The organism is Nonomuraea sp. NPDC050451 (assembly GCF_044458585.1).
In genome coordinates this window covers 103,426-128,636 of sequence record NZ_JBITHZ010000034.1, presented here as the reverse complement: position 1 = coordinate 128,636, position 25,211 = coordinate 103,426, and the positions used below count along the sequence as shown (strand labels likewise).

Here is a 25,211-nt window from a genome sequence, read left to right as displayed (position 1 = left end):
GCGCTGTTGCCCGCATCGCGCAACCGCACTCGTGCAGGCGATCCTCGTGCTGCAGCTGGTGGAAGAAGGCCGCTACTCAGGATGAAAAGGGCTCACTCCTCGCCACAGCGGCTGTTCCCCCAAAGGATGCGGAAGCTGGCGCAGCAGCCTGATCCCCAGATTGGCCTCGTCATATGCGAAGCCCCCCAACCCGGCCAGCACGTCAGCGCGGTCCGACGCGATGACGAGGCCGTCGATCACCGCGTGATGAATGCGCCGGAAACCCGAGGCGGATCCCTGTGCACGCAGTCTTCCCGCGAAAGAGCCGAGAAGATGAAAGCTGCCGGACAGGCGGAGACTCAAGGCATCCAGTTGCTCGGCCAGCGCGGTTCCGTCCACCACGCGGCCCAGCATCTCCTGCGTCGCCGACGAGAAGCCGATGATTGCCAACCGGTCACCTTTGCGCTCCGGGGTGGAGCCCATGACGAGCTCGCTTGGCATTCTCCCGACAATCCAGGGCCGGCCGGACGCGTGTTCCAAAATTGGCCGGGCGTCCGGGCCGAGCTTTCCCGTGATTGCTTCTGTGCCTTCCCGGTCCGGGAGCATGACAAAGTACCAGCCAATGGCTTCGTGCATGTCGTCACCCTTCATCTCACCAGTTGTTCGCAAGAGAATGACCCGTCGGCCGCGGCTCCATCGGCGCAGGCGGAACGAGCCGTCCTTCGGTTGGCGCATCACCGACTCTGTCAACAATGAGGAGACTACGAACGAGCCCTATCGCTCACCTATCGAAACGAGCCCCTCAATCTCGGTGACCGCCTGACGGTACGCAGCCAATTGGCGCCCGAAGGACTTCGGCATGCCACGGTCGGCGTTCTCGTCCCCGGTCAGGTCCTGGACGTGGCGATCGCCGCGCGTGAATGCCGGGAGCGGCGTGTGCACAGGCCGTCCGCCCATGGGGTGCGCCGCTCCCGCCCGTGAGCCGTGAAACGCTCTCGCCGCGGCAGTTGCCGTGCGCGCCGCCCATCCGGCAAAGGCATCCGGTACGCAGATCACCGACCGTCATGCTCTTGCCCAGGCCCTCGGCCACCAGCGAAAACCGTGAGCATTCTTTGCCCAAGCGGCATCAGGGCAGATGCGCGGCGTCAGCGTCCATGCCGGGTCTCTTGGTCGGGTCCCTGGTGGTGAAGGGAAGACCTCGGCCATGGCATGATGAGCAATTGCATAAAGCCTTCCCCGATGGCGGCGTTTCTTGTCGGTGAGATGGGAGAACATCGCTGGCGTGCTCGTCTCCCAAATTTCGTGGTCGTTGGCACACGAATCCCCTGACTCCAACGTTGACCTGGGGCAATGAATGCGTAGGGCAGCGGGGCGTGGCGGTACCCGGGTTGGGGTACGGGCTGACCGACATGCGCGAGCAGATGACGCTGTTGGGCGATTTTCGCCGGAACGCCGACCCGCTGGCGTTATGCCATGTAGGCGTACTTGGCACAGGAGGAAGCATGATCTCTGTTCTGATCGCGGACGACCATGCGATGGTCAGGGGAGGATTCGCGGCGCTATTGTCGGCACAACCCGATATCCGGGTCGTGGGCGAGGCCGCAGATGGCCTCGAGGCAGTGGCCATGGCTAAGAGGACACGACCGGATGTGGCGCTTATGGACGTCCGAATGCCGAATCTTGATGGGTTGGAGGCCACCCGGCGCCTGATCGAAAGCGTTCCCGGCACCAAAGTGGTGATCCTGACCACGTTCGACGTGGATGATTATGTGTACACGGCGCTGCACGCCGGAGCCAGCGGTTTCTTGTTGAAGGACGCGCCACCGGCAGACCTGATCAGTGCCGTGCGCGTGGTGGCCGGTGGAGAGGCGTTACTGGCGCCGTCGGTGACCCGACGGCTCATCAAGGAGTTCACGAACAGGCAGTCGATCGACGAGCGCGAAGCGTTGCGGCTCAACGCGCTTACCTCCCGTGAGATCGACGTGCTCAGGCTCATTGCCGACGGTCAGTCCAACGCCGATATCGCGCGAAATCTGACCATCGCCGAGGAGACCGTCAAGTCCCACGTGGGCCGGATCCTCATCAAACTCCACCTGCGCGACAGGGCGCAGGCAGTGGCGCTGGCCTATAAGAGTGGATTGGTAGAGGCCGGGTTTGCCTCCACAGAGGCACAGAAGAGCCGGCGGTTACGCTCCCGAGGGTGATGCGCCCGCACTGATTTCGCTGTCACCGTCTCCGGCATGATCAGATTATCGGCGGCAGCAATAGTGGCCCGCACGCTTTCCCGAGAGTCGGAACTACGCGGGCTGTCCCAGCTCGTGGGACGCGGCGACGTGTGCTTGGATATCGGCGCCGCCTACGGGATGTACACCTTTCCTCTCGCCCGCCTGGTGGGGCGCACCGGCCAGGTGCACAGCTTCGAGCCGCTGCACCTGCCGTACACGATCCTGGAGTCAGCGCGCCGCGCCACGGGCGCCGATCACGTGATCACCACCAACGCCGCACTCGGTCCCTCCAACGGACGGCAGAAGCTCCGCTTGCCGTACCGGTTCGGATTCCTCCCCAACCACGGTTGGGCACACCTCCAGACGGGATTGAAAGGTTCGGGCAATTCTGCCGGCAAGACCTTGGAAGTGCCCGTGTACTCGATCGACCACGTCTGCGACACCCGTCAGATCTCGCACGTCGACTTCATGAAGGTGGACGTGGAAGGCTTCGAATCGGCGGTGCTGAAAGGCGGCCTCAACACGATCGAACGCCACCGGCCCAAACTCCTGCTGGAGATCGAGGACCGCCATCTCGAGAAGTACGGCATGGTCGCGGGAGACGTAGCGGAGCCGCTGCTGGAGTTGGGCTACCGCATGTACGCCTGGCGGCGCGACCGATGGCAGGAAACCGACGAGATCAGTCCCCGGCGGCGAAATTACCTGTTCAGCAGCCACACTCTCTGAGGTCGCCGGCAAGGTCGGGCCAGGGCAGCGGATCCCGGCCTGAGTGGCCCAACCGCTATCAGGAAACAGAACAGCCCGAAAAGGGCGAACCACGAGAGTTGACATACCTGTCAACTGCCACTTACGGTGTCCATGATGGTGCCAGGACTGAATTTCGTTGCCGCTATTTCCATGACCGTGCCGAATATCCTCGGATCGCGCGAGCTGGTAAAGATGGGCATATGTATTTCATCATCGATGTCGCAGACGGAATGAACACCTCCCGACCGGCGGAATGAGCGGGACCTCCGAACACACACAGGGCCCGTTCGTGGCTTGGCCCACTTTCCGGGAAGGCATGCGGCCGGCAAGGGCGCAAGCAGTCGCCGGTCAGAGATGCGACCACCATGGGCGTACCATCTCTTCGTCACCGGTGATTGTGTCCTCGGCGACCGCACCACCCGGACCGCCCGGCCATCGAGTCTTCCTTTTGACGGAGTGCCGTCGGCCTGTCCGCGACGGCCGATAAGTGCCCGCGTCAAGCGATGCCGAATAGTCCACGCCAAACCCATGCAGCCTTCCGGAAGGACAGAAGGACAACATGGACCAAGATCCTCCGCCAGTGAGGGTGGCTCTGATCGACGATCACCCCGTGGTGCTTCAGGGTATTGAGTCTTGGTACGCCACATCAGGGAAGCCGATCACGGTAGCCGCGAGAGGGCCCGACATCGCGATCGCCATGGAGGGGCCCGGCTCTACGGCGGACGTGGTGGTCTTCGATTTGCAGCTCTCTCATGGCTCGCCTGCGTACGTTCAGCCGGAGGAGCTGATCGCGCAGGGCAGGCAGGTCATCGTCTACAGCATGTATGACAGCCAGGCGGTGGCCTTGATGTGCCTCGAGGTGGGAGCCTTTACCTATTTGACCAAGGCGGAGGGAGAAAGGCACCTCGTCGCGGCCACTCTCGCGGCGGCGAACAACACGCCCTACACCCCGCCGGCGCTCGCCGGAGCCTTCGGCTGTGACATGTCCGCCGATCGGCCGGCACTGAGTCCGCGCGAGATCGACGTACTCCTTAAATGGTTTCAGTCGGAGTCGAAGACCATGGTTGGAGAGAGCCTCGGTCTTTCAGTACGCACCGTGAACACATACCTCGGATCGCATCCGCATCAAATACGCCAACGTCGGGCGCCCCGCCAGGACAAAGGCGAATCTGATTACCCGCGCCATTCAGGACGGGATCGTTTCACTGGACGAGCTCTGAAGGTCGTAGACGACCTCCAACCACAGCCGTTCCCCGGAGTGGAGTGTGCTCACCTGCAGACCCCGCTCCTGGGGTTGGGGTATGTGCAGCTTCGGGGAATGAGCCACGACGCTGACCCGGACTGAACCGTGACCGCGTACAACCGTTACTCGTGCACTCCCCTCGGCAGTCGCGAGCACCTCGATGACGGGCTCCGTCAACGCACCCAAGACCCTCCGGGGAACACTGACAGGTGCCCCTCGTATGGCGAGCTGCGTATCGACACCGCTTCGTTCGGCAACGTCGATGCACGCGTGCAGCTTGTGTGCCAGGGGATCGGACACCTGCTCCCGTTCCACGAGTAGCCGCCGTATCCGTGCGGCCTCGATCGCACAGCGACGTCGCGTGCCTTCGTCCTGTACGTCAAGCGATCCGTCGGCCAATCCGCTCAACAGCGGGAGTATCGAGGTCCTGAGCTCACGGTACCGCTCTCGCCGTTCCGCCTCCATCTGCGCGAGAAACGTGGCCTCAAGGCGTAATCGTTCCTGGTCGCGCATGGCTCTCTTCGCCTCGACGGCATAATCGCGCACCTGGTTGGCCATGACGGCGGTGGCAATCTGGAATGTGCTCACAATAAGCACGCTGGTCGCCATCCCTGCTCCCTCCGTCATGGAAGGAAGCCCGGCCAAGATCAGCTGAAGGAGCGTGATCACCTGGTAGCAGGCGATTACCGCTGCGACCGTCGACAGTTTGCGGCCGAGGAACAGGACGACCACGAACCAGCCCACCTCCAGGTGCGTCCAATGCAGGGTGCCGAAGAACTGCGCGGTGAGCAATTCGCTGCTCGCGATGGCCGACAGCAGCACGACGCGGACAGCCCAGACAGCTGCCCAGTTTCGGGGGCGAGCGCGGCCGGCCACCTCCAGGAGCGCGTCCATGATGATGACGAGCGACAGCAACCCGAACACGGCGAGTTGCACCGAGGGAAACCGGTAGTTGGACAGGTGCGCCAGGAGCGCCGGGAGTACCAATCCGATATGGACGACCGCGAGAATGATCAGCGCCGCGATGCGCACCCTGTCACGAAGGTCGTCGGCGACCTGCTCATCCAGTGCCTCATACACCTGGCCACTCCAACCATACCTCTGCGCCACACCCGACCTGGGAAGTGATCGTGGCGCGGCCGCCGACGGCGGCCATGCGCCCGACGATGGACTTGGCCAGCCCAAAGGAGTGCGGCGGTATGTGCGCTACATCGAAGCCGACTCCCTCATCTGTGATCGTTACCGTGACGACTTCCTCCTTCACAGATGCGGTGACTCGTGCGGAGTGCACACCGGCGTGGCTGATGACATTGCGCAGCGCTTCTCCGAGGCTGTTGCGCAAAGCCAAGGCGGCAGGACCCCATATGTGCCCCAAGGTGTCGTGGAACCGAGTCACCACGCGCAGCGGATGCTTGTCGATTTCCGCCATGAGCTCAGTTTCGAGATCCAATTCTCCGGTCGGGACGCCTTCGAGCGTCAACCGCTCCAGATCGCTTCTGGCCATCGCACGGTAATTGTCGGGGTGGATCTGATTCCCGCGCGACGCGACCATCATCAATGTCGCGCACGCCGTGTCGTGCAACGTCGCCAGGTATTCTCTTTCGGCGAGCCGCTGGGCCTCCACTGCCAAATGCTGGCGTCGTGCCGCCGCGTTCTTGAGCGCAGCCACGTCGGCGGAGCGACATCGGCGGAGCAGAAGCTGGAACAGCCACTGGCAAAGCACGGTCTGCACCAACAGCCAGCCGACGTTGGGCAGCGCATATGTCCACCCGTGCGCGCGGTCGAGTATCGCGCCGCCGAGGTCTGCCGCGGCCAGGAGGAGTGAGGATGGGAGGGCGACCATCCATGGGTAGGCCATCTGGTACGTCACCACGACTATGCTCACACTGGCCAGGATCCAGGTGCTGCCGTGCATCGTCTGGCGGTCGGGTACGGTAAGGAATTGGGTGAGGCACAGCCCGGTCATCACGATGAGGTCGACGGCGAAGAGCAGCCGAGGCCGGCTGCGCGTCACGCCCAGTTTGTAGTAGACAACACTCCAGATGATGGCCAGGCCGGCGATTATCGCGACGGGTAACATTTTCCCGCCGGGCGGCATCGCCGGCACCGCCAGGGCGGCGCAGGGAATCACCCCCACGGCACGGATCTTGTGCTGGAAGTGGTACACGAACTGGAGAAGCGCACTCTCCATTTGTCCTGGGAGCACGTCGCACGCCTCACCCTCGGCCGAAGGCCGGCGCCCAGCTTTCCCCGACGGTATGAGCATGATGTTTCCCCACAATCAGACGAGCCCGTTTTGAGATCCTCGACGGAAGGCGGCAGGAGACATCAGGCTGGATATCAGCCTTGAGGCAACCCGGGTGTGCGTCCGGATGTTCTTCGGGCGCGCGGTGTGCGTCCCTGTTCGGGGACGTGGCTGTACAGGTGGCGAACGCCGAGGTGGGCAGCGTGGTCGAGATCCGGCCCGCATGGGGCTCCGAAGCGGGGCCCACATGCAGTGGCTCGTCTGCCGGCCAGGTGCCACCTCCCGGTCGCTCGGGTGGCCGAAGTCTCGGGCGGCGGGTGCGTAATTGTTCGCGTCCCGAATGCTTTCGGCGATGCCGCTGCGATGGACGCATAAACTGTTGACGAAAAACATCGACATTGCCGTATACGGCGCCAAGACAACTTCACCACCTCATGTCATGCGTGGACCTGCGGAAAACAACTGCCCAGGGCCCGGCACCGCGCGGGTAATGGCACACTTCAGGGCTCCCGCACTTCTTCGCCGACTTCATCCCCATCTTCGCGAAGGTCGGTCCGAGCCTACCATCCCCTTGATCACCAGTTGCTTACATACCGGGCTTCTTACATCCTCAACGACGCTTGACGAGAATTCAGCGGACCCTACAGGGATATTCCGGCCCACCCTTAACCATCACCTTGCGCTTCCGGTTCGTCGCGTATCGTTGACCAATGTTCGCTATTCTCCGGCCTTTGCATCCTGGCTGGCCCGCTTCTTGCTGGCGAGTGCGCTCGATGGCCGATATGTGGGTCGAACGACCGTCCTGATTGCGCGCGCCCATCCTGTAGCGTGCCGCTTGGAAGCCATATGAGTCATTTTTCTGATGAAAGCCAACGTTGTCGCCGATCAGGCAAAAGGAAGGCTCATGCTCAGATTCATGATCTTGGGTAGGGTTCGGGGTGAAGCTGATGAAAGACCCCTCAAGCTTCCACGAGGAAAGGCGCGGATGGCGCTGGCGACGCTGGTCGTGAACGCAGGCAGGATCGTTCCGACGGAACGTCTCATCGAGGCCATGTGGGGAAGCGATCCGATCATGACGGCTCGCGAACAAGTTCACATCAGAATCTCCCGGCTGCGCAGGAGCCTGGTGCCGCACCAGGGCTTGTTGAACTACACCGACGGCGGATACGTACTGGACCTCGAAAAGGACGCCGTGGACGCGAACCGCTTCGAACGGCTGCTGAAACGGGCCGACATGGCCCAGCAGGCCGGAGACCAGATCGAAGCCATCCACCTGTATCGCGAAGCTGAGGGTCTCTGGCATGGGCCGACGGCGCTGGAGGACGTGGACAGCGCTTGTCTCACCAGCGAGGCGACCCGGCTGAACGATCTACGCCGGATCTCGATAATGAATCGGCTCGATGCCGAGCTCTCGCTGGGACGACACAACCAGGTGCTCGCAGAGCTCCGGCAGCGATTGAACGATTCGCCTCTCGATGAACGCCTGCGATCTCAGTTGATGCTCGCTCTTTACCGGTCAGGACGACAGGATTTCGCCTTGGACGTCTACCACGAGGGGAAGAGCCTTCTCGAGGAGGAGTTGGGACAACCCCCTGGTCCTGGTCTCAGGAGGCTCCATCAAAAGATCATCACTCAGCATGTGGAGCTCGATCCGGGGAACGCGGCCCAAAGCGGCGCCACCCGATAGATCGCACCACCGGCCTGCAAGACCTCCTTCCGGTAACCACCAGACCGGTGCGTGGCAGATCCCTGCGACCAGGCAACTGGAGACCAGGCTTGGGCGCGGGCTTGCTGGAGTAGGCCGGATAGCCGAAGCCCGCGATCACGCTCATGGAGCGTTCGCGGCGCTTGACCTGGTCGGCAGTGTTGCCCTCGATCGTCACCACCGTGCCGTTCGAGCGGACCGCCTCCACGATGCCGACATCGTCGATCGTCAGGATGTTCTTGGAGCCGGCCCAGTCGAAGAACACGATCGCGCCCTTGCGCGGGGTTCGCCCCCACCGGCCGCGGGCCTTGAACCAGGAGGCATGACCGACCGTCCACGCCGAACCCCCACCACCGCAGACGGGCCAACCTGATCGGCCGCCCACGAGATGAACATGTCGCACCACGGCTCCAACGCCCAGTCCTCCAGCTTGCCGTGCCGCTTGGCCCACCACGCACCGAACTTCGTCCAGCCTGACCCCGACTCGGGGTACCGATCTTCGAGCGGACGACGCCGAGCAGAGCGTCCTCAGGCTTCTTCACCACCCTCCACCTCTCCTCCTCGTCGTCGGGGCTCTCGTCCTCGACCACCGACCCCGGCTCCTGCGGCAGCCAGGACTGATCAGGGTCGAAGTCGGTCACATCCGCGTCCATGAATGGACGAAGCGGCAGCTCGTCGTCGGGCATCACGTCCTCCTCAGTGAGGGTGTTGAGAGCCAGCCAGTCGGCCACGGCGAACTTCAGGTCTGCGCTGGGCAGGCGAAGAGGGAACACGGCAGGCACGACAAGCACGCCGGTCGCCGATTGTCACCCGCTACCGTGGTGCGGATCCACGCCACCTTGCGGACCGCGCTGAACGCGGCGGTGCGCGCCCGGCTGATCCCGGTCAACCCGGCCAACGGCGCCGAACTCCCCCATCCCCGCCGACCGCATCCACTCTGGACCGCCGGGCGGACGGCCCGGCGGACCAAGCGGGCGCCGCGGTGAGCTGGCCGGGCTGCGCTGGACGGACGTCGACCTGCAGGCTGCGGAGCTGACGGTGACGCAGCAGCGAGTGCACGCCCGACGGCCAGGTCGTGGTCGGCCCGCCGAAGAGCGCCGCCGGCTGCCGGGTGGTGGCTCTGGACGCGGAGACCGTACGGGTGCTGACCCGGCACCGCGAGCGGCAAGAGCAGCTGAGCGCGACGGCGGGCACACGCTGGCGGGACTCGGGATACGTGTTCACCACCGCGGGCGGCGAGCCGCTGCGACCGGACTACCTCACCGGCCGGATCCGCCGACTGGTAGCCGCCCACCGATCCGGCTGCACGACCTGCGGCACGGCGCCGCCACCCTCGCGCTGGCCGCGCACACCGACCTGAAGGTGGTGCAGGCCATGCTCGGGCACGCCAGCATCGTGCTGACCGCCGACACCTACGTCTCGGTGCTGCCGGAGGTGGCCCACCATGCTGCCCGGGAGACAGCCCGGCTGGCGCTGAACGCCGCGTCCGCGCTGGGGCGGCAGCTCAGCGGCTGACTCAGCTTTGCCTCATATTTGCCCCATGCCGCCGCAGCGCGCGGCCCCCGCTGGAGTTTCCGCAGGTAGAGAAGCGCGCCCTGCAGGATTCGAACCTGCGACCGTCGGATTAGAAAACCGTACCGGCTGCTCCCCCGAAGCGATCAACGAGTGCGATGGCGGATCCGTGGAACAGCTGGAATACCGAAGGCTCATCAAGGTGCTGGAGCAAGTGGCCGGGGCTCGGAAGGGGGAGCTCTATCCGGTGCTGGCCGAGGCTGTGGCCGTCCATCTCGGATGGATCGATGCGTTCGTGGCCGAGAACCCCGCGTATCTGGCGCTGGGGAGCGACGGCGAGGAGCAGTACCTCACCATGTTCCGGCCGGACTTCGTGGAGGAATACGTCGAGCGCTGGCGCTTGAACAATCCGTTCGCCTCGCGCGACGGGATCGTCTGCCTGACCCGCCGCGGTGTGGCGACCCTCGGGCAGCTCCGCCTGCGGGCGACCGGGCGGGAGCGGGACTTCGCCGACACATTCCTGCGCCGCAACGGCATCGACGACATGCTGAAGATCGTCGTCAGGTCCCCGGCCACGGGCGCGGTCAGTACGCTGGGGGTGCCGTTCGACGGTGATCGGCGCGCCATCGAGCCGAGCGACCTGCTCATGGCGGCCACGCTGGGCCCGTTGCTGAGCCCGTACTTCGAGGCGAACCTCGTACCGGCCTCCGTGCGGGACCTCACCTCAGGTGAGCTCGACGTGGTCGAACTGGTGGTGCTCGGGCTGGGCCACGAGCACATCGCGCGGCGGTTGAACGTCAGCGAGAGCACGGTCGAGAAACGCCTCACCTGCATCCTCGAGAAGACGGGATGTGGCAGCCTGACCGAGCTGACCGCCCAGTGGAAACGCCGTCCGTTGAGGTGACCGGGTCCACCAGTGCCGAGTTCGTGGCGTGGGGTCGGAGTTGGAGCGGCGCTTGATCCGACATGCCTGTTCCGCAGGATGCCGCTGCGGACCCCCGCGCGCGGCGGCGAGCCCGTGGGGCGTTCTCGTGATGACGCCGCAGGTCCGGCTGTGGTCGGTGTCGTCGGCGAGGGCCACCGCGGTCGTCGTCGATGAATCCGTCGATCATGCAAATCGGGGCCGAGCACCTCGGAGTGGTACAGGTCCGCGTTCTTCAGGTGAACGAGAACGCACTTCGTGCGGTCGGCATTGAGGCGGACGGGATCCTGCTGCAGGTCCTCGCAAGCCCCGTCTACAGACGCGTTCTCGAACTGGATCGGGGTGAGCATGCCCAGTGCGGCGTGTCTGCGTTGTCGGTTGTGGAAGATCTCGAGGTGTTCGAAGAGCGCGGTAGCGGGTTCGCCGGCGTCGGCGGTTGAGCGTGCCGCGTCCTGCATGCGCACCATGGCGGGCGTCTCGTTCGTGGCTCTGCAACCACCCCGATCTCCGAATCGAGATCCAGCATGATCGTCCTGAGCCGCGTGCCCGACGTCGCGCATGCTACGGTGTGCCCTTCCCACCACGGGCTTCGCCGCATGCCGAGCGGCATCCGCGGGCCCGGCTCCGGGACACAGCCGTCGGCTCGTACGACCGGCCCATGCGACACCCCTCATCTCTGGAGGAACAGCCAGTGGCGAAACTCGTGCCCGCGGGGTCCAGACCGCGGATGGCCCGCTTATGCGACGATGACGCGTCCTGCCGCATGGCGATGGCATGACGATGATGCTGGCAGGCCGCTATTCGCTGATGTCGCAGCTCGGCCAGGGCGGCATGGGCACGGTGTGGCTGGCCGTCGACGAGCTGCTGCGTCAGCAGGTCGCCGTCAAGGAGGTGCGGCTGCCCGCCGATCTGGACGAGGCGTCCCGGGCCGAGTTGACCGAGCGGACCCTGCGTGAGGCGCGGGCCGCGGCGCGGCTGCGTTCGCATCCGTCGATCGTCACAGTGCACGACGTCGTCATGGACAGCGGCCGGCCGTGGATCGTGATGGAGCTGGTCCACGGCCGTTCCCTCGACCGGATCGTGCGCGAGGACGGGCCGCTGCCGCCCGCCCAGACCGCCATGGTCGGGCGGCACGTGCTCGACGCGCTGGCCGCCGCGCACGCGATGGGGGTCCTGCACCGCGACGTCAAGCCGGGCAATGTGCTGCTCACCCAGGACGGGCGGGTGCTGCTGACCGACTTCGGCATCGCCACCGTGGTGGGGGACGCCGCGCTGACCCAGACCGGCCTGCTGAACGGCTCGCCCGGCTACATCGCGCCGGAGCGGTTGCGTGGCGAGGCCGACGGCCCGGAGGCCGACCTGTGGTCGCTGGGAGCCACCCTGTACATGGCGGTGGAGGGCAGAGCCGCCTACACCGGCCCCAATGCGGCGGCGGTGATGGCGGCCGTGCTGCTGCGCGAACCCGCGCCCCCGCAGCGGGCCGGCTCGCTCACGCCCGTCCTCGCCGCGCTGCTGGAGAAGGAGCCCCAGCGGCGCTGCGGCCCCGCACAGGCGGCGGCGTGGTTGCAGGCGGTGGCCCAGGGCGACGTTCCCGAGGACACCCGCCCCACGGGTCGGCGGCCCGCACCCGCGTGGCACCGGTTCGCCGTCGTGGGCGGCGCGCTGGTTCTCGCGCTCTCCCTGACGGCGGGTGCGGTGATCTGGGGGATGACCCGTCCCGGAACGAGTACGAGCGCCGAGCCGACCCGCGGCACCACGCCGCCGGCCAAGCCCGTGTCGTCCTCACCGGCCGGGAAACCGCTCTTCGGCATCGACCTGCACTCCTGCCGTGTGCTGACCGCCGCCCAGGTCCGCACGCTGCTCGGCGGCGCGCTCCAGAGAGACCATCGCAACCGGCAGATCTGCCAGTACTTCGGCGCCAACGGCTCCTACGCGACCGTCTCGCTCTACCGGGTCCCCACCGTCAAGGGGGCCAAGGCCAACTTCGTCGGCGCCAAGCAGACCTTTCAGGATCTGCGGGACGAGCATCCGGACATCACGTTCACCCGGACTCCGGTGGTCGGGGAGGAGTCGTTCGCGTCCGTCCACCGGGCGAACGGCACGTACACGGCCAACATGGTGTTCCGCATGTCCAACGTCACCGCCACGCTCAGCTACAGCGGCCCGCGGCCCGGGACGAAGGCCATCGGGCGCGCGGCCGCGTCCGTGGCCGCGGCGATGGAGGCGGCCCGCCCGGCAGGCTGAACCGGCGGCCGGCAGCGCGAAGCGCGTCGGCATCGCTGACCAGGCGGCCGCCGAAGCCGAGCAGCGCGCCGCCGCGACCGGCCGGCGCGCCTCGCGTCGAGCGCAGAATGAAGCCGACGACCGACGCCGAGCCGCCGGGCGGTCAGCCCTCCTGGGCGAGGTCCAGGAAGAGGGCGGCCGACCAGCCGAAGGCGGTCGTCGCGCGGCCCGCGCGACGGCCGGTCAGCGGGTTCCAGTACTCGTGGAGGCCGCCACCGTCGCGGACCATGGCCAGCGTGCGCTCGCGCAGCTCGGCGGCCGTCTCCTGATGCCCCGAGCGGCGCAGGCCGTCGATGAGCAGGTAGTTGACGTTCAGCCAGACCGGTCCGCGCCACATGGCCTCGGGGTCGAATCTCGGGTCGTCGAAGGCGACGGTCGGCACCGGATGCTCGGCCCAGAAGCTGGGCGAGCGTAGGTCGGCGACGAGCCGGTCCGCGATCCCCGCGGGGAGCCTCCCGGTGAAGAGCGGCATCAGCTCCAGCGGGGTGCGCACGTCCGCCTCGCGCCCGCCGACCACGGTGGCGAACCTCGTGCCGTTCCACCGGCGCGCGATCATGCGGTCCACCAGGGCCTGCGCCCTGGCTCGCCACGGGGCGGCGTCCTTGCCGAGTGCCTGTGCGATGTCGCCCAGGCGGTCGTACTGGAGGGCGAGGTAGGCGTTCAGGTCGGGCGGCTCGGCGCGGGGGCCACCGTCCCAGATGGGGCTGTCGTCCAGGCCGGACGAGTACGGGTGCAGGTACTCGGCCAGGCCGTCGCCGTCCGGGTCGGAGTGCCTGAACCACCACTCCTGGGAGCGGGCCAGCGGCTCGTAGACCTCGGCGAGGAAGGCGGGGTCGGGGTCCACCTCGTGGACCTTCCACACCGCCCAGGCGGTGAGCGGCGGCTTGGTGACGGGGACGGCGTCCCCGATCGGCCCGCCCCCGACGTGCTCCGCCAGCCTGGCCAGATCGGAGCGGGGCAGGTCCGTGGTCTCGGCCAGCACGCCGTGGTCGTGTACGACGTCGGGGATCAGACCGTCGGGGCGCTGGTGGTCGAGCAGGATGCGGATCTGCTCCCTGGCCAGGGCGGGGTCGGCGTGCCTGAGCGCGATGGCGTGGAAGTAGGAGTCCCAGTTCCACAGGCCGACGTAGCCGTTCTTGGAGGGGACGAGTGACTCTCGGCCCTGGATCCGTACCAGGTTCACCGCCAGCGTCCACCACGCGTCCTCGGCTCGTTCGCGCAGGTCCGCGGGCACGGCGGGCATGCGGGCGAACCAGTCGCGCCACCGTGCGGCGGCCGCGTCGAGCACCGCCGCCGCGTCGTGCCTCGCGCGATCCGGGCCGACGAGGGTGAGGCAGCCGTCGATGCCGGCCTCGCCGCCGTCCCACACGGCCCGCGCGCCCGCACCGGTCAGGACGAGCGTGTCCGGGCCCGCGAAGGCCATGGCCACGCCGGCCGCGAACTCCACGCGGTCCGGCAGCACCCGCAGCACCGGCAGTTCGCCGCTCCCCGAAAGGATCCGCAGGCCGGTGAGCACCGTCGCGTCAGCGAGCCTGGTCTCGTACAGGGCTCTGGCGATCCGGAGCGAGCCGTCGTCCGCCGCCGTCACCAGCAGCCGCGAGCCGCGGTCGGTGAACGGGCGTTCGCGTAGGTCCGGCATCAGCGACCTCCCAGGCCGGAAGCGGCCATCGAGTTGATGATCTTCCGCTGGCCGATGAGGAAGGCGATGAGCGTCGGCACGACGGCGATCGCGGAGGCGGCCAGGATGAGCCCGTAGTCCACGGCCGTGCGCTGGCCGGAGAACTGGCTGAGCAGCAGCGGCACCGTGGCGAGCTCGGGCGAGTTCAGGAAGATCAGGGGGAAGAAGAAGGCGTTCCAGGACGCGAGGAAGGCGATGATGCCGAGCGCGCCGAGGCCGGGGCGGATGTTCGGCAGCACGACGTTCCAGAAGCAGCGCCAGCGGCCCGCCCCGTCGATCCTGGCGGCCTCCTCCAGCTCCACGGGCACGGCCCTGATGAACTGGCGCAGCAGGAACACCGCGAACGGGTTCGCGATGCTCGGCACGATGAGCGACAGGTGCGAGTCGATCCAGCCGAACCTGGCCAGCATCAGGTAGAGCGGCACGACCGTCACCTGAGCGGGCACCATCTGGGTGGCCAGGAACACCACGAACAGCACGCCGGAGCCGCGGAACCTGATCCGGGCGAAGGCGTAGGCGGCCATGGCCGAGGTCAGCAACGTGAGGGTGACGTTCAGCGCGGCGATGTAGAAGCTGTTCCAGTACGCGGTGCCGAACGGCATCGCGCCGAGCGCGTCGGGGTAGTTCTCCCAGCGCCACGGGTCGGGCAGCCAGTCGAGCGGGTTGTTCAGCATCTGCCGCACGCCCTTGAACGACGTCAGCAGCATCCAGACGAACGGGAACAGCATCGCCAGCCCACCGAGGGTGAGCCCGGCGTGCAGGGCTACCTGCCTGGGTCGCATCCCGGCCCCCTCACGAGTCGTAGTGGACGAGGCGCTTCTGCGCCGCGAACTGGACGAGCGTCACGAGCAGCGTCAGGACCAGGAGGATCAGCGCGGCGGCACTGCTCATGCCGAACTGGAAGTCCTTGAAGCCCAGCTCGTAGACCTGGTAGACGATCGTCCTCGCGCCCTCGTTGTCCTCCGGGTCCACCAGCACGTAGATCTGGTCGAAGGCCTGGAACGAGCTGATCACCGCGACGACGGTGGAGAAGAAGATCGTCGGCGAGAGCAGCGGCAGCGTGACCGAGCGGAAGATGCGCAGGCTGCCCGCGCCGTCCATGCGGGCGGCCTCGACGATCTGCGGCGGGATCGTCTGGAGCCCGGCCAGGAAGATCACCACGTTGAGGCCGAGCGACGACCAGATCGTCACGACGGCGATGGCCACGATCACCCAGCCGGGGTCGCCGAGCCAGTCAGGCGCGGTGATGCCGAACCAGCTCTCCAGCGACGAGTTCAGGACGCCGTAGTCGTTGCCGGCCAGGATGATCTGCCACATCAGCGCGACGGCCACGGAGCTGGTGACCACCGGGAGGAAGTACAGCACCCGGTAGAAGCCGCCGCCCTTGACGTTGTTCAGCGCGACGGCGATGAGCAGCGCGAGGCAGAGCCCGAAGGGCACGGTCAGCAGCGCCAGCTTGACCGTGTTCCACACCGCCAGCCCGAACCCGGGATCGGAGAGCTGGGCGGCGAAGTTGTCGAAGCCGACCCATTCCTTCTGCCCGAGCCCGTCCCAGCGCATGAAGGCCAGCACGACGGCGAAGCCGAGCGGGAAGACGAGGAACACCAGCAGCGCGGCGACCTGCGGCGCGAGGAAGAACGCGGCCCACCAGCCGTCGCGGTTGCGCACCGGCCGCGCGCGGTGGACCGTGCGGGGCCGGGCCCGCGTGAGGACGGTCACGGCTAGCCCAGCTTGCCTTCGACGAGCTTCTGGAGCTGGGTCATGCCCTCGTCGAAGCCGACCTTGCCGGTCCACACCTTCATCAGGTGCTCGTTGATGTCGGCGGTGAGGCCGGGCACGGCGACCTCCTCGGGGTAATTCGCGAAGCCCGTGTCGCGCACGTCGAGAAAGGTCTGGGCATGGGCGGGGTAGCCGTCGGCGAGGACGACCTGCTCGGCGCCCTTGACGGACGGCACGGCGCCGCCGCTCTTGAGCCTGATGAGCTGGCCCTCCTTGCTGACGAACTCGGTGAGGAAGGTGAACGCCTGCTCGGGCAGCTTGGTGTCCTTGTTGAGCGCCAGGTAGGAGGCGGCCACCGCGCCGGGCATGGGCCCGCCGGTCTGCGAGGGGAACGGCACGATGTCGTAGTCGTCCAGCTCGCCGCCCTTCTTCAGGGTGTCGATCACCCACCGGCCTCCGGCGTAGAAGCCGGCCTTGTGCTTGAGGAACTGCGGGCCCGGGCCGTTGCTGTCGGGCAGCAGGTCGGCGCTGAGGAACGTCTTGTCCTGGTAGCCCTTGGCCAGAGCCTGCAGGGCCTCGCGTGCCTTGGGATCGGTGGTGGCGACGAACTTGCCGCCGTCCCAGACCTTCCCGCCGAAGCCGTTGATCATGGAGTACGTGGAGCCGTACCAGTTCCAGAAGATCGACCCGGCCTTGCCCGCCGCCTTGAGCTTGGCGTTCATGCCGAGGTACGTGGCCATGGTCCACCGCCCGGCCTCGTTGAGCGCGGCGGGGTCCTCGGTGATCCCGGCGTCCTTGAGCGCCTTCTTGTCGAACCAGAGCACCTCGGGGTTGGTGTCGTTGGGGACGCCGTAGATCTGGCCGTCCTTCCTGGCGCCGCCGTAGATGCCCTCGAAGAAGCCCTCGGGCTTGCTCTTGGAGGAAGGGCCGGCCAGCTTGTCGTTGAGCGGGGTGAGCACCCCGGCGGAGACGAACTTGCCGATGTTGTCGTCGCCCACGAAGAACACGTCGGGGGCGGTCTTGCTGGTGAGCTGGGCGAGCAGCTTGGGGTGGTAGTCCTCGTACTTGGCGACCGGCTCCAGCTTGAGCTTGATGTCGGGGTGGCGCTTCTCGAAGTCCTCGGTGAACTTCTCGTAGAGCTTGATGTCCTCGGCCGATCCCCAGGTGGACCAGCGGATGGTGACCGGGCCGGATCCGCTGCTCACGCCTGGGACGTTCCCGCCGCCGCTGCCGCTGCACGCGGTCGTCGCGACGGCGAGGATGCCCAGGACTGCCAGGGCACGGTTCATGGTCGGCTCCTTCAGGGGGTTGCGTGGGGGGTGTGGGGGTCAGGCGAGCCCGCCGCCGTCGACGACGAGGGCGGACCCGGTGATGTAGCTGGCCGCGTCACCGGCCAGGAAGAGCACGGCCTGGGCGATCTCGTCCGGGGTGCCCGCGCGGCCCATCGGCCGGTCTGCCGCGTCGGACTGGAAGGCGGCCCAGTCCTCGCCGAGCTGGCGGGCCTCGTCGCGCAGCATGGGCGTGTCGGTGTCGCCGGGGTTGACGGAGTTGACGCGGATGCCGGCCTTGGCGTGGTCGATGGCGAGCGCGCGGGTCATGTTGACCACGGCGGCCTTGGAGGCGCAGTACGAGATGGCGTTGCCGCCGCCCTTGAGGCCCCATCCCGACCCGGTGTTCACGATCGAGCCGCCTTCGGTCATCGCCGGGATGGCGTGCTTGCACATGAGGAACACCGAGCGGACGTTGACCGCCATGACGCGGTCCCACTCCTCGACGTCGAGGTCGAGCGCGGTGGTGCGGCGGATGATGCCCGCGTTGTTGAACAGGACGTGCAGGCCGCCGAAGGTCTCGACGGCGGCGCCGACGACGCGCCGGCAGTCCTCGGGGTCGGAAACGTCGGCCTGCACCGCCACAGCGGTCGCGTCTCCCGCCTCCGCGACGATCTGCGCCACGGTGGCGTCCGCGCCGGCCGCGTCGATGTCGGCGACCACCACCCGGGCGCCCTGCCTGGCGAAGAGCAGGGCGGTGGCCCGCCCGATGCCCGAGGCTCCGCCCGTGACGATCGCGACCTTGCCGTCGAGCGTCTTCATCCGTCGAACTCCTCACTTGCCGCACAAATGCGATAAATCGTGCTTTCGCGGTATCCAGTGATCACCTGGACGTGCCCGCCGAGCTTGTTGTCGAGGTCCTCGTCGCCGCTGTCGGCCAGCAGCGGCCGTCCCTTCAGCGACGCGAGCTTCTGCTGGGTGGCCAGGACGAGCAGCTGCTCACCCGGTCCGGAGCGGCCCCCGTTGAGCACCGCGTCGAGCACTCGGGGCGAAACCTGCTGGTTCCCGCGCCCCAGCACGAATCCCTGCCCGCCGATGACCGACAGAACCAGCACCGCCTCCTTGCCGCTGACCAGGTCGAACAGCTCGGATTCCGCGACGTCCGCCGCCACCAGGCGACCGCCCTCCGGAGCCGGCTCCACCACGTCCACGCCGAGCAGCGTGGTGGCGAGGCCCAGCGCGCGGCCGACGGCCCGCGTGGTGGCGCCCGGCCCGAGGACGTATCGGATGCCGGGCCGCATCCTGGCCACGACCTCCCGTGCGACGCCCTCGGCGGTGGCGGGCGCCACGCCTGACGATCCGGTCTTGCGCCCCGACAGCGCGGCGCGGGCGGCGGGGACGCGCAGGCTGCCGTACAGCCGGGGGCTGACCAGGCCGCGGCGGTAGGCGTCCTCGTCGAGATCCACCACCTCGGCCTCGGCCGTACGCGCCGGGTCGAACTCCGCCGCGGCGAATCCGGCGGCGGCCGGGCTGACGGCGAAGCAGCCGGAGTAGACCTTCACCCCGGCCGGGACGCCGAGCACGGGCGGCGCCTGGCCACGGAGCGCGCGGACCGCGTCGAGCACGTCGCGCGCCGTCCCGTCGCCGCCCGCGAACAGCAGCAGGTCCACCCCGGCCAGGGCGGCCACGGCGCGCCGCGTGTCCTCGGCGCTCGTCCCGGCGGACCCCCCGGGAAACGCCTTGGAGGGCCCGGTCGGCGGCCGGACCAGGTCGTACGGGGCGCCGGAGGCGCGCACGCTGTCCTCGCCCATCCGGCCGGGCACCGTGAGGACCCGGGTCCCGGGACGGCGGGCCATCAGCGTGCGGACGGCACGCGCCGCCCGCTCGCCGGCCCGGGGCCTCGCGCCCCTGGCCAGGGCCGCACGCTGCACCTCCACGCCGTCGCTGCCTTTGAGCCCGGCCGCGCCGCCGAGACCGGCGACCGGGTTGACGACCAGCCCGACCACCGCCGCGCCCGTCATGACAGGTGCTTGCGGACGTAGGCGCGCCAGGTGGGCGCCCACTCCTTGGGGTCGTCGAGCGACGTCATGTCGATCTTGTGGACGGTCTGGTTGTACGGCGCGCCCTTGACGAACTCGGGATCGCGCCGCGCCTCCTCGGCCACGTGCGCCAGGATGAGCGCGTACTCGTCGAGATCCTCCTTCGAGTACGACTCCGTGGGCTCCAGCGTGAACGGCTCGGGCACCACGTACGGGTGGTGGCTGGTCCAGTAGTGCACCCCGAAGTCGGCGGCTCTGACACCGATCTCCTCCGAGTGCACCCCGGTCTGCTCCGACAGCTCCTGCCACGAGTAGCGCACCTGCTCGACCCTGCGCCTGTCCCACGGCGCGGACGCGCCCGGGATCTGCAGGATCTTGTGCATCAGGTAGTTGTTGTTGAGTACGGCCGTCTCGGCGACTTGCCGCAGGCCCTCGGCGCCGAGCGCCATGATCCAGGCGTAGGCGCGCACGATGTTCGGGGTGACGCCGAGGAACGGCCGCACCTTGCCGATGGAGGCGGGCGGCGTCTCCAGGCGGTAGGTCTCGCCGTCGAAGGCGACGACCGGGCCGGGCAGGAACGGCGCCAGGTCCTCGGAGACGCCGCACGCCCCTGCCGCCGGGCCCCCGCAGGCGTGCGGTGTGGAGAACGTCTTGTGCAGGTTGAAGTGGCACAGGTCGAATCCGGCGTCGCGGGCGCGGGTGATGCCGAGGATGCCGTTGGCGTTCGCCTGGTCGTAGCAGGCCAGGCCGCCCGCCTCGTGCACCAGGTCCACGAACTCCCTGATCCGGGGGTTGAAGATGCCGGTGTCCTCCGGGTTGGTGATCATCAGTGCGGCGGTGCGCGGGCCGACGGCGGCGCGCAGCGCCTCGAGGTCGGGCAGGCCGTCGGCGTCCGGCATCAGGGTGATGACCTCGTAACCCGCGGTCTTGGCGCAGGCCGCGTTCGACGGGTGGGAGAACATCGTGGTGATCACCTGGTCGCGGCGCGCCTCACCGCGGGCCGCGTGGTACGCACGGATCATGGCGATGTTGGCGTAGATGGCCGCCGACCCGGAGCCCGGCTGGAGCGAGACCCGCGCCATGCCGGAGATCTCCGCCAGCATGCGTTCGAGCCGCCAGTAGATCTCCAGCACGCCCTGCACGGTGTCCTCGTGCTGGAGCGGGTGCAGCTCGGCGATGGCGGCGGCGAACTTGTCGTTGACCTTGGGGCTGTACTTCATCGTGCAGGTGCCCTGCCCGACGTCGATGTTGAGGTCGACGCCCAGGTTCTCCTGCGACAGCCGCAGGTAGTGCCGCAGCACGTGCAGCTGGGACATCTCGGGCAGCTTCGGCGGCTGCGCGCGGCTCACGGAGCCGGGCAGCTCGACGCGGGGGGCGCCGGGCTCGGGCACGGCGACGCCGCGGCGGCCGGGCGCGGACAGCTCGAAGATGATCGGCTCGTCCCAGCGCGCCTGGTGGAAGCGGCGCAGCGGCGGCTTCGGCGCGACGGGGAGCTCGGCGAAGGACTCCGTGGTGTTCACAGCGTCTCCTGTACGGCTGCGGCGAGCCGGTCGATGTCGGCGATGGAGTGGCGTTCGGTCACGCAGACCAGGACCGTGCGGTCATCGAGCGCGACGCCGCCGTAGATGCCGCGCTCGCGCAGCCCGTCAAGCAGGGCCGCGCTGGAGGGCACCTCGACGGCGAACTCGCGGAAGTGGATCGCGTCGCGGTGCAGCACCGTGACCGACTCGGCCAGGGCGTCCATGGCGTAGCGGGTGCGGGCCAGGATCGTCTCGCCCAGATCGCGCATGCCCTGGGGACCCATGAGCGCCAGGTAGACCCCGGCCGTGATGCCCCAGAGGGCGGCGGCGGTGCCGACCCACTCCTTGCCCTCCTCGCGATGCGCGAAGGAGGTGCGGTCGTAGTAGACGTCGCCGAAGCCGTACTCGCCGGGCACCTTCGTCGGCGCGATGCCGAACAGCCGGGACGGGTACTCCGCGACCAGCGGCTCGTGGTCATGGGTGGCGATGTAGCCGGCGTGACCGCCGCCGTAGCTCTGGTGCATGCCGAGCGACTGGATGTCGCCGCAGGCGATGTCCGCGCCGTAGGACGCGGGCGGGGCGAGCACGCCGAGGGAGATCGGGTCGGCGCCGACCACGAGCAGCGCGCCGTGCGCGTGGGCCAGGTCGGCCAGCTCGCGGCCGCGGGTCTCGACGACGCCGTAGACGTTCGGGGTCTCCAGGTAGATCGCGGCGTAGGAGTCATCGAACGCCTCGACCGTGATCTCGCCGCCCTCCCCCACCGCGGCCAGGACGATCTCGATGTCCGGGGCGAGGAAGTCACGCAGCTTGCTCAGTTTGTCGGCGCTGATGGCGGCGCTGACGCAGACCTTCGAGCGCGTGGTGTAACGGCACGCCATGCGCAGGGCGGTGCCGGCCGCCTGGAAGCCGTCGTAGGTCGGGACGTTGACGACGTCCATCTCCAGCAGCTCGCCCATCATGCTGACGTACTCGAACAGGGCCTGGAAGCGGCCGTGGTCCTCGTACGGCTCGCCCGCGTACGCGGTGAGAAACTCGCTCCTCGAGTTCACCTCGTCGCACACGGCCGGGACGTGGTGCGGGTAGCAGCCGTGGCCGAGGAAGCTCAGCGCCTGCTCCGTGTCGGTGACGCGGTCCAGCAGGCCCTTCATGTGGCGTACCAGGTCGTGTTCCGCCGTGAACGGCGCGGGCAGGTCGAGCGGCCGGGCCAGGCGCAGCTCAGAGGGAATGTCGGCGTAGAAGTCCTCGACGCTCGACGCGCCGATGGCGGCGAGCATCTCGGCCCGCACGCCGGGTTCGGCGTTCGGGATGTACGGGTGCGTCACGTGTCTCCTTCGATCCTGAGCACTACGGCGTCGCGCGGGGCGAGCTCGATGTCGCCGCGCAGGCGGGTCTGGGTGAGCAGGTCCGTGCCGCTGTACGGCAGGGTGATCCGCTGCGGGGTGGTCGTGTGGTTGAGCAGGAAGAGGTGGCGACGGCGGCGGACCGCCTCCACGCCCGCGGGCACCTCGACGGCCGCGACGCCGCCGAGCACCTGGTCGAGCACGGGCGTCACGTCGTCGAGCAGACAGCTGACGTAGGTGACGTTGCCCTTGCGGGTGATCGCGGGCAGGCCGTGGAGCTCGCCGCCCTCGTACGTGGCGAGCACCGTCGCGGGATCGTCGCCGTCGAGGCGCACCCACTCCGTCCAAGTCCTGGCCAGGCCGGTGGCGCCGCCCGCGTACCGCACCGGCTGGGTCGCGCCGTCGGTGAGCGGCCAGAACTCGTCGATCGCGACGCCGAGCAGGTCGCGCAGCGGGCCGGGCGCGCCGCCGTCGTGGACGCGGTCGGCGGTGTCCACGACGCCGCTGAACGGGCCGACCACCAGCTCGCCGGTGACCGACGCCAGCCTCCCGGCCTGTTCGGGGGTGCACAGGTAGAGGTTCGGGACGATCACCACGCGGTAGCCGGACAGGTCGCCGTCCGGCGGCGCGAGATCGACCGTGATGCCGCGGGCGTGCAGCGGCGCGTACCAGGCGAGCAGCAGGTCCTTGAGCTTGAGCCGGTTGGACGGCATCGACTCCGGCGCCTCCATGCCCCACCAGCTGTCCCAGCCGAGCACGAGTGCCACCTCGGCCCGCGGGTCCGTGCCCGCGACCTCCGCGAGTCGCCGCAGGTCGGAGCCGAGGCGGAGGGTGTCCTGCCAGCCGCGCGTGCGCGTGCCGCCGTGCGGGAGGAGGGCCGAGTGGAACTTCTCCGGGCCGTACCTGGCCTGACGCCACTGGAAGAACATCACGCCGTCGGCGCCGTGCGCCACCGCCTGGAGGCTGTGCAGCCGCATCATGCCGGGCGGTTTGGGGACGTTCACCTCGCGCCACGACACCGCCGACGGCGCCGACTCCAGCAGCAGCCAGGGGCGCCGTTTGAGCGAGCGCATCAGGTCGTAGCTGAGCGCGACCGCCACGTGCGACTCCGGGTCGGCCGGGTCGGGATAGGCGTCGTCGCTCACCAGGTCCTCGGCCGCGGCCCACGCCCAGTAGTCGAGGCCGTGCAGGATGCTCATGAAGTTCGTGGTGACGGGAACGTCCGGGGTCATCACGCGCAGCACGTCACGCTCGGCCGTGAACAGCTCCAGCAGCGCGTCGCTGCAGAAACGGCGCCAGTCGAGGAGCTGGGCCGGGTTGACCGGGCCTGGCGCCTTGCGCGGCGGCTCGATCTGGCCGAACGCGGTGTAGTGCTGGCCCCAGCAGGACGTGCCCCAGGCGGCGTTCAGCGACTCGATCGTGCCGTGGCGGGCCTCCAGCCAGGCGCGGAAGTGCCGGGCCGACTCCGGGCAGAAGCACTCCAGCGTGTGGTCGGCGTACTCGTTGCCGACGTGCCACATGGCCAGGGCGGGGTGGCCGCCGTACCGCTCGGCCATGGCGGTGGCCAGCTGCACGGCGTGCTCGCGGAAGACCGGCGAGCTCGGGCAGTAGCCCTGGCGCGAGCCGAACTCCAGCCGCACCCCCTGCGCGTCGACCGGCATGACCTCCGGGTGCTCGCGGACCAGCCACGGCGGCGGGGTCGCGGTCGCGGTGGCGAGGTCGGCCGCGATGCCGTGCTCGTGCAGCAGGTCCAGGACGCGGTCGAGCCAGCCGAAGTCGTACGCGCCGGGCCGCGGCTCCAGCCGCGACCACGAGAAGACCGCGACGGTGACCATGGTCACCCCGGCCTCGGCCATGAGTCGCACGTCCTCGGCCTAGACCTCCTCGGGCCACTGCTCGGGGTTGTAGTCGCCGCCGAACACCAGACCGGGCACGCGCGTCAGGATCACTCTCGCCCCCTTCTCGTGATATTTTGTATTCAGAATTCATAGTGCAGTATTTTGTATCGCGTCAAGCGGTAAGCTTGGCCCGGCCGGAAACCGAAGGAGCGTCATGCCCATCGAGCGGCGACCGCTGCGCGAGCAGATCAGGGAAGAGCTGCTGACCAGGCTTGACCGGGGCGACTTCGCCGCGGGCACCGACATCAACGAGGCCGCGCTGGCCGCGGAGCTGGGCGTCAGCCGCACACCCCTGCGCGAGGCGCTCATCACCCTCGCGGGCGAGGGCGTGCTGGAGAGCAGCCAGGGCCGCGGCTTCAGGTTCGCGCCAGTGAGCCGCAAGGAGTTCCGGGAGCTGTGCGAGATCGTCGCGGCGCTGGAGTCGCTCGCGCTCGACTGCTCCGACCCCGCCCACCTGCGCCGCATCGCACCCGAGCTGCTGACGATGGCCCAGGAGTTCCCCGACCGGATCGCGGAGCAGCAGGAGATAGAGCGTCACGACGACGAGTGGCACGACCTGCTGCTGAGCGGCTGCCGCAACGAGCGGCTGCTCGACCTCATCACCAGCGTCAAGGCGGGGATGCGGCGCTACGCCCATCTGCTGGCGGGCGACGACACTCCGCTGGAGCGGGAGGCGACCGAGCACCGCGTGGTGGCCGAGCTGCTCATCGCCGGAGACCTTCCCAAGGCCGCGCAGGCCCTACGCGACAACTGGGTCAACGGCATGGAGCGCATGATGTCCCGCATCCCCTCAGCCGATTAGCCCCCGGCAGGCGGGACAGCGCCGTCGCCGCCAGCAGCCGATGCCCGGGCCGCATCCCAGCGACATGATTTCCGCGCCACCGGGCC

Annotated in this window: 23 protein-coding genes and 2 pseudogenes; 12 read left to right on the top strand and 13 right to left on the bottom strand. The window is 68.3% G+C overall.

Annotated features, from left to right (window positions below; genetic code table 11):
- A pseudogene (locus tag ACIBI9_RS53400) lies at positions 1-85 on the top strand (IS5/IS1182 family transposase); the annotation flags it as partial.
- Here the strand turns inward: ACIBI9_RS53400 and ACIBI9_RS53395 are convergent.
- Positions 73-630, bottom strand: coding sequence for a hypothetical protein (locus ACIBI9_RS53395; protein WP_397235128.1), 558 nt, complete (start codon positions 628-630; stop codon positions 73-75). The pseudogene ACIBI9_RS53400 and the gene ACIBI9_RS53395 overlap by 13 nt on opposite strands.
- 851 nt (positions 631-1,481) lie before the next feature.
- Between ACIBI9_RS53395 and ACIBI9_RS53390 the strand changes: the two genes are divergently transcribed.
- From ACIBI9_RS53390 to ACIBI9_RS53380, 3 genes and pseudogenes are all read left to right on the top strand, one after another.
- The gene (locus tag ACIBI9_RS53390) at positions 1,482-2,183 is read left to right on the top strand and encodes a response regulator (RefSeq protein ID WP_397235133.1); all 702 of its coding nucleotides are present in this window, start codon (positions 1,482-1,484) and stop codon (positions 2,181-2,183) included.
- Between the two features lie 135 nt (positions 2,184-2,318).
- Complete coding sequence (locus ACIBI9_RS53385; protein WP_397235127.1) at positions 2,319-2,930, top strand: FkbM family methyltransferase; 612 nt, start codon at positions 2,319-2,321, stop codon at positions 2,928-2,930.
- A 580-nt stretch (positions 2,931-3,510) separates the two neighbouring features.
- A pseudogene (locus ACIBI9_RS53380) lies at positions 3,511-4,053 on the top strand (DNA-binding response regulator); the annotation flags it as partial.
- Positions 4,054-4,137: 84 nt separating this feature from the next.
- Here ACIBI9_RS53380 and ACIBI9_RS53375 read toward each other — a convergent pair.
- The gene (locus ACIBI9_RS53375) at positions 4,138-5,274 is read right to left on the bottom strand and encodes a hypothetical protein (RefSeq protein ID WP_397235126.1); all 1,137 of its coding nucleotides are present in this window, start codon (positions 5,272-5,274) and stop codon (positions 4,138-4,140) included.
- Positions 5,267-6,385, bottom strand: coding sequence for a sensor histidine kinase (locus ACIBI9_RS53370; protein WP_397235125.1), 1,119 nt, complete (start codon positions 6,383-6,385; stop codon positions 5,267-5,269). Before ACIBI9_RS53370 ends, ACIBI9_RS53375 begins: the two co-directional genes overlap by 8 nt.
- 916 nt (positions 6,386-7,301) lie before the next feature.
- Here ACIBI9_RS53370 and ACIBI9_RS53365 point away from each other — a divergent pair.
- Positions 7,302-8,126 (top strand): BTAD domain-containing putative transcriptional regulator, encoded by an 825-nt coding sequence (locus ACIBI9_RS53365; RefSeq protein ID WP_397235124.1) that lies wholly within the window; start codon positions 7,302-7,304, stop codon positions 8,124-8,126.
- On the opposite strand, the gene ACIBI9_RS53360 is transcribed toward ACIBI9_RS53365, so the two are convergent.
- On the bottom strand, positions 8,068-8,529 hold the full coding sequence (locus ACIBI9_RS53360) for a CHAP domain-containing protein (protein ID WP_397235132.1): 462 nt from the start codon (positions 8,527-8,529) through the stop codon (positions 8,068-8,070). The genes ACIBI9_RS53365 and ACIBI9_RS53360 overlap by 59 nt on opposite strands.
- 436 nt (positions 8,530-8,965) lie before the next feature.
- On the opposite strand from ACIBI9_RS53360, the gene ACIBI9_RS53355 reads away from it, so the two are divergent.
- The 6 genes from ACIBI9_RS53355 (at position 8,966) to ACIBI9_RS53330 (ending at position 12,822) form a co-directional block, all read left to right on the top strand.
- Positions 8,966-9,130 carry a hypothetical protein gene (locus ACIBI9_RS53355; protein WP_397235123.1) on the top strand — a complete coding sequence of 55 codons (165 nt, stop codon included), beginning with the start codon at positions 8,966-8,968 and terminating at the stop codon, positions 9,128-9,130.
- An 89-nt stretch (positions 9,131-9,219) separates the two neighbouring features.
- Positions 9,220-9,504, top strand: a complete 285-nt coding sequence (locus tag ACIBI9_RS53350) for a hypothetical protein (RefSeq protein ID WP_397235136.1) — start codon at positions 9,220-9,222, stop codon at positions 9,502-9,504.
- Positions 9,441-9,659, top strand: a complete 219-nt coding sequence (locus tag ACIBI9_RS53345) for a tyrosine-type recombinase/integrase (protein ID WP_397235131.1) — start codon at positions 9,441-9,443, stop codon at positions 9,657-9,659. Before ACIBI9_RS53350 ends, ACIBI9_RS53345 begins: the two co-directional genes overlap by 64 nt.
- Positions 9,660-9,825: 166 nt before the next feature.
- Complete coding sequence (locus tag ACIBI9_RS53340; RefSeq protein ID WP_397235122.1) at positions 9,826-10,560, top strand: response regulator transcription factor; 735 nt, start codon at positions 9,826-9,828, stop codon at positions 10,558-10,560.
- A 191-nt stretch (positions 10,561-10,751) separates the two neighbouring features.
- Positions 10,752-11,018 (top strand): hypothetical protein, encoded by a 267-nt coding sequence (locus ACIBI9_RS53335; RefSeq protein WP_397235121.1) that lies wholly within the window; start codon positions 10,752-10,754, stop codon positions 11,016-11,018.
- Between the two features lie 334 nt (positions 11,019-11,352).
- Positions 11,353-12,822: a serine/threonine-protein kinase gene (locus tag ACIBI9_RS53330; protein WP_397235120.1), complete on the top strand. Its 1,470-nt coding sequence runs from the start codon at positions 11,353-11,355 to the stop codon at positions 12,820-12,822.
- A gap of 142 nt (positions 12,823-12,964) precedes the next feature.
- Here ACIBI9_RS53330 and ACIBI9_RS53325 read toward each other — a convergent pair whose 3' ends face one another.
- Genes ACIBI9_RS53325 through ACIBI9_RS53285 form a run of 9 tightly spaced genes read right to left on the bottom strand, consistent with a single transcriptional unit; the run spans position 12,965 to position 24,290 of the window.
- Complete coding sequence (locus ACIBI9_RS53325; protein ID WP_397235119.1) at positions 12,965-14,500, bottom strand: amylo-alpha-1,6-glucosidase; 1,536 nt, start codon at positions 14,498-14,500, stop codon at positions 12,965-12,967.
- A complete protein-coding gene (locus tag ACIBI9_RS53320; RefSeq protein WP_397235118.1) occupies positions 14,500-15,321 on the bottom strand; it encodes a carbohydrate ABC transporter permease in 822 nt (273 codons plus the stop codon). Before ACIBI9_RS53320 ends, ACIBI9_RS53325 begins: the two co-directional genes overlap by 1 nt.
- 10 nt (positions 15,322-15,331) lie before the next feature.
- Positions 15,332-16,258, bottom strand: coding sequence for a carbohydrate ABC transporter permease (locus ACIBI9_RS53315; protein ID WP_397235117.1), 927 nt, complete (start codon positions 16,256-16,258; stop codon positions 15,332-15,334).
- Between the two features lie 2 nt (positions 16,259-16,260).
- A complete protein-coding gene (locus ACIBI9_RS53310) occupies positions 16,261-17,547 on the bottom strand; it encodes an ABC transporter substrate-binding protein (protein WP_397235116.1) in 1,287 nt (428 codons plus the stop codon).
- Positions 17,548-17,586: 39 nt separating this feature from the next.
- On the bottom strand, positions 17,587-18,348 hold the full coding sequence (locus ACIBI9_RS53305) for an SDR family NAD(P)-dependent oxidoreductase (RefSeq protein ID WP_397235115.1): 762 nt from the start codon (positions 18,346-18,348) through the stop codon (positions 17,587-17,589).
- A complete protein-coding gene (locus tag ACIBI9_RS53300) occupies positions 18,345-19,547 on the bottom strand; it encodes an ATP-NAD kinase family protein (RefSeq protein ID WP_397235114.1) in 1,203 nt (400 codons plus the stop codon). Before ACIBI9_RS53300 ends, ACIBI9_RS53305 begins: the two co-directional genes overlap by 4 nt.
- A complete protein-coding gene (gcvPB, locus tag ACIBI9_RS53295) occupies positions 19,544-21,085 on the bottom strand; it encodes an aminomethyl-transferring glycine dehydrogenase subunit GcvPB (protein ID WP_397235113.1) in 1,542 nt (513 codons plus the stop codon). The genes ACIBI9_RS53300 and gcvPB overlap by 4 nt, the downstream gene beginning before the upstream one ends.
- Entirely contained in the window at positions 21,082-22,407 is a 1,326-nt protein-coding gene (gene gcvPA, locus ACIBI9_RS53290; RefSeq protein WP_397235112.1) for an aminomethyl-transferring glycine dehydrogenase subunit GcvPA, read from the bottom strand. Before gcvPA ends, gcvPB begins: the two co-directional genes overlap by 4 nt.
- Entirely contained in the window at positions 22,404-24,290 is a 1,887-nt protein-coding gene (locus tag ACIBI9_RS53285; RefSeq protein WP_397235111.1) for a beta-galactosidase, read from the bottom strand. The genes gcvPA and ACIBI9_RS53285 overlap by 4 nt, the downstream gene beginning before the upstream one ends.
- A 187-nt stretch (positions 24,291-24,477) precedes the next feature.
- On the opposite strand from ACIBI9_RS53285, the gene ACIBI9_RS53280 reads away from it, so the two are divergent.
- Positions 24,478-25,125 carry a GntR family transcriptional regulator gene (locus ACIBI9_RS53280; RefSeq protein ID WP_397235110.1) on the top strand — a complete coding sequence of 216 codons (648 nt, stop codon included), beginning with the start codon at positions 24,478-24,480 and terminating at the stop codon, positions 25,123-25,125.
- The last annotated feature ends 86 nt before the right edge of the window (positions 25,126-25,211 follow it).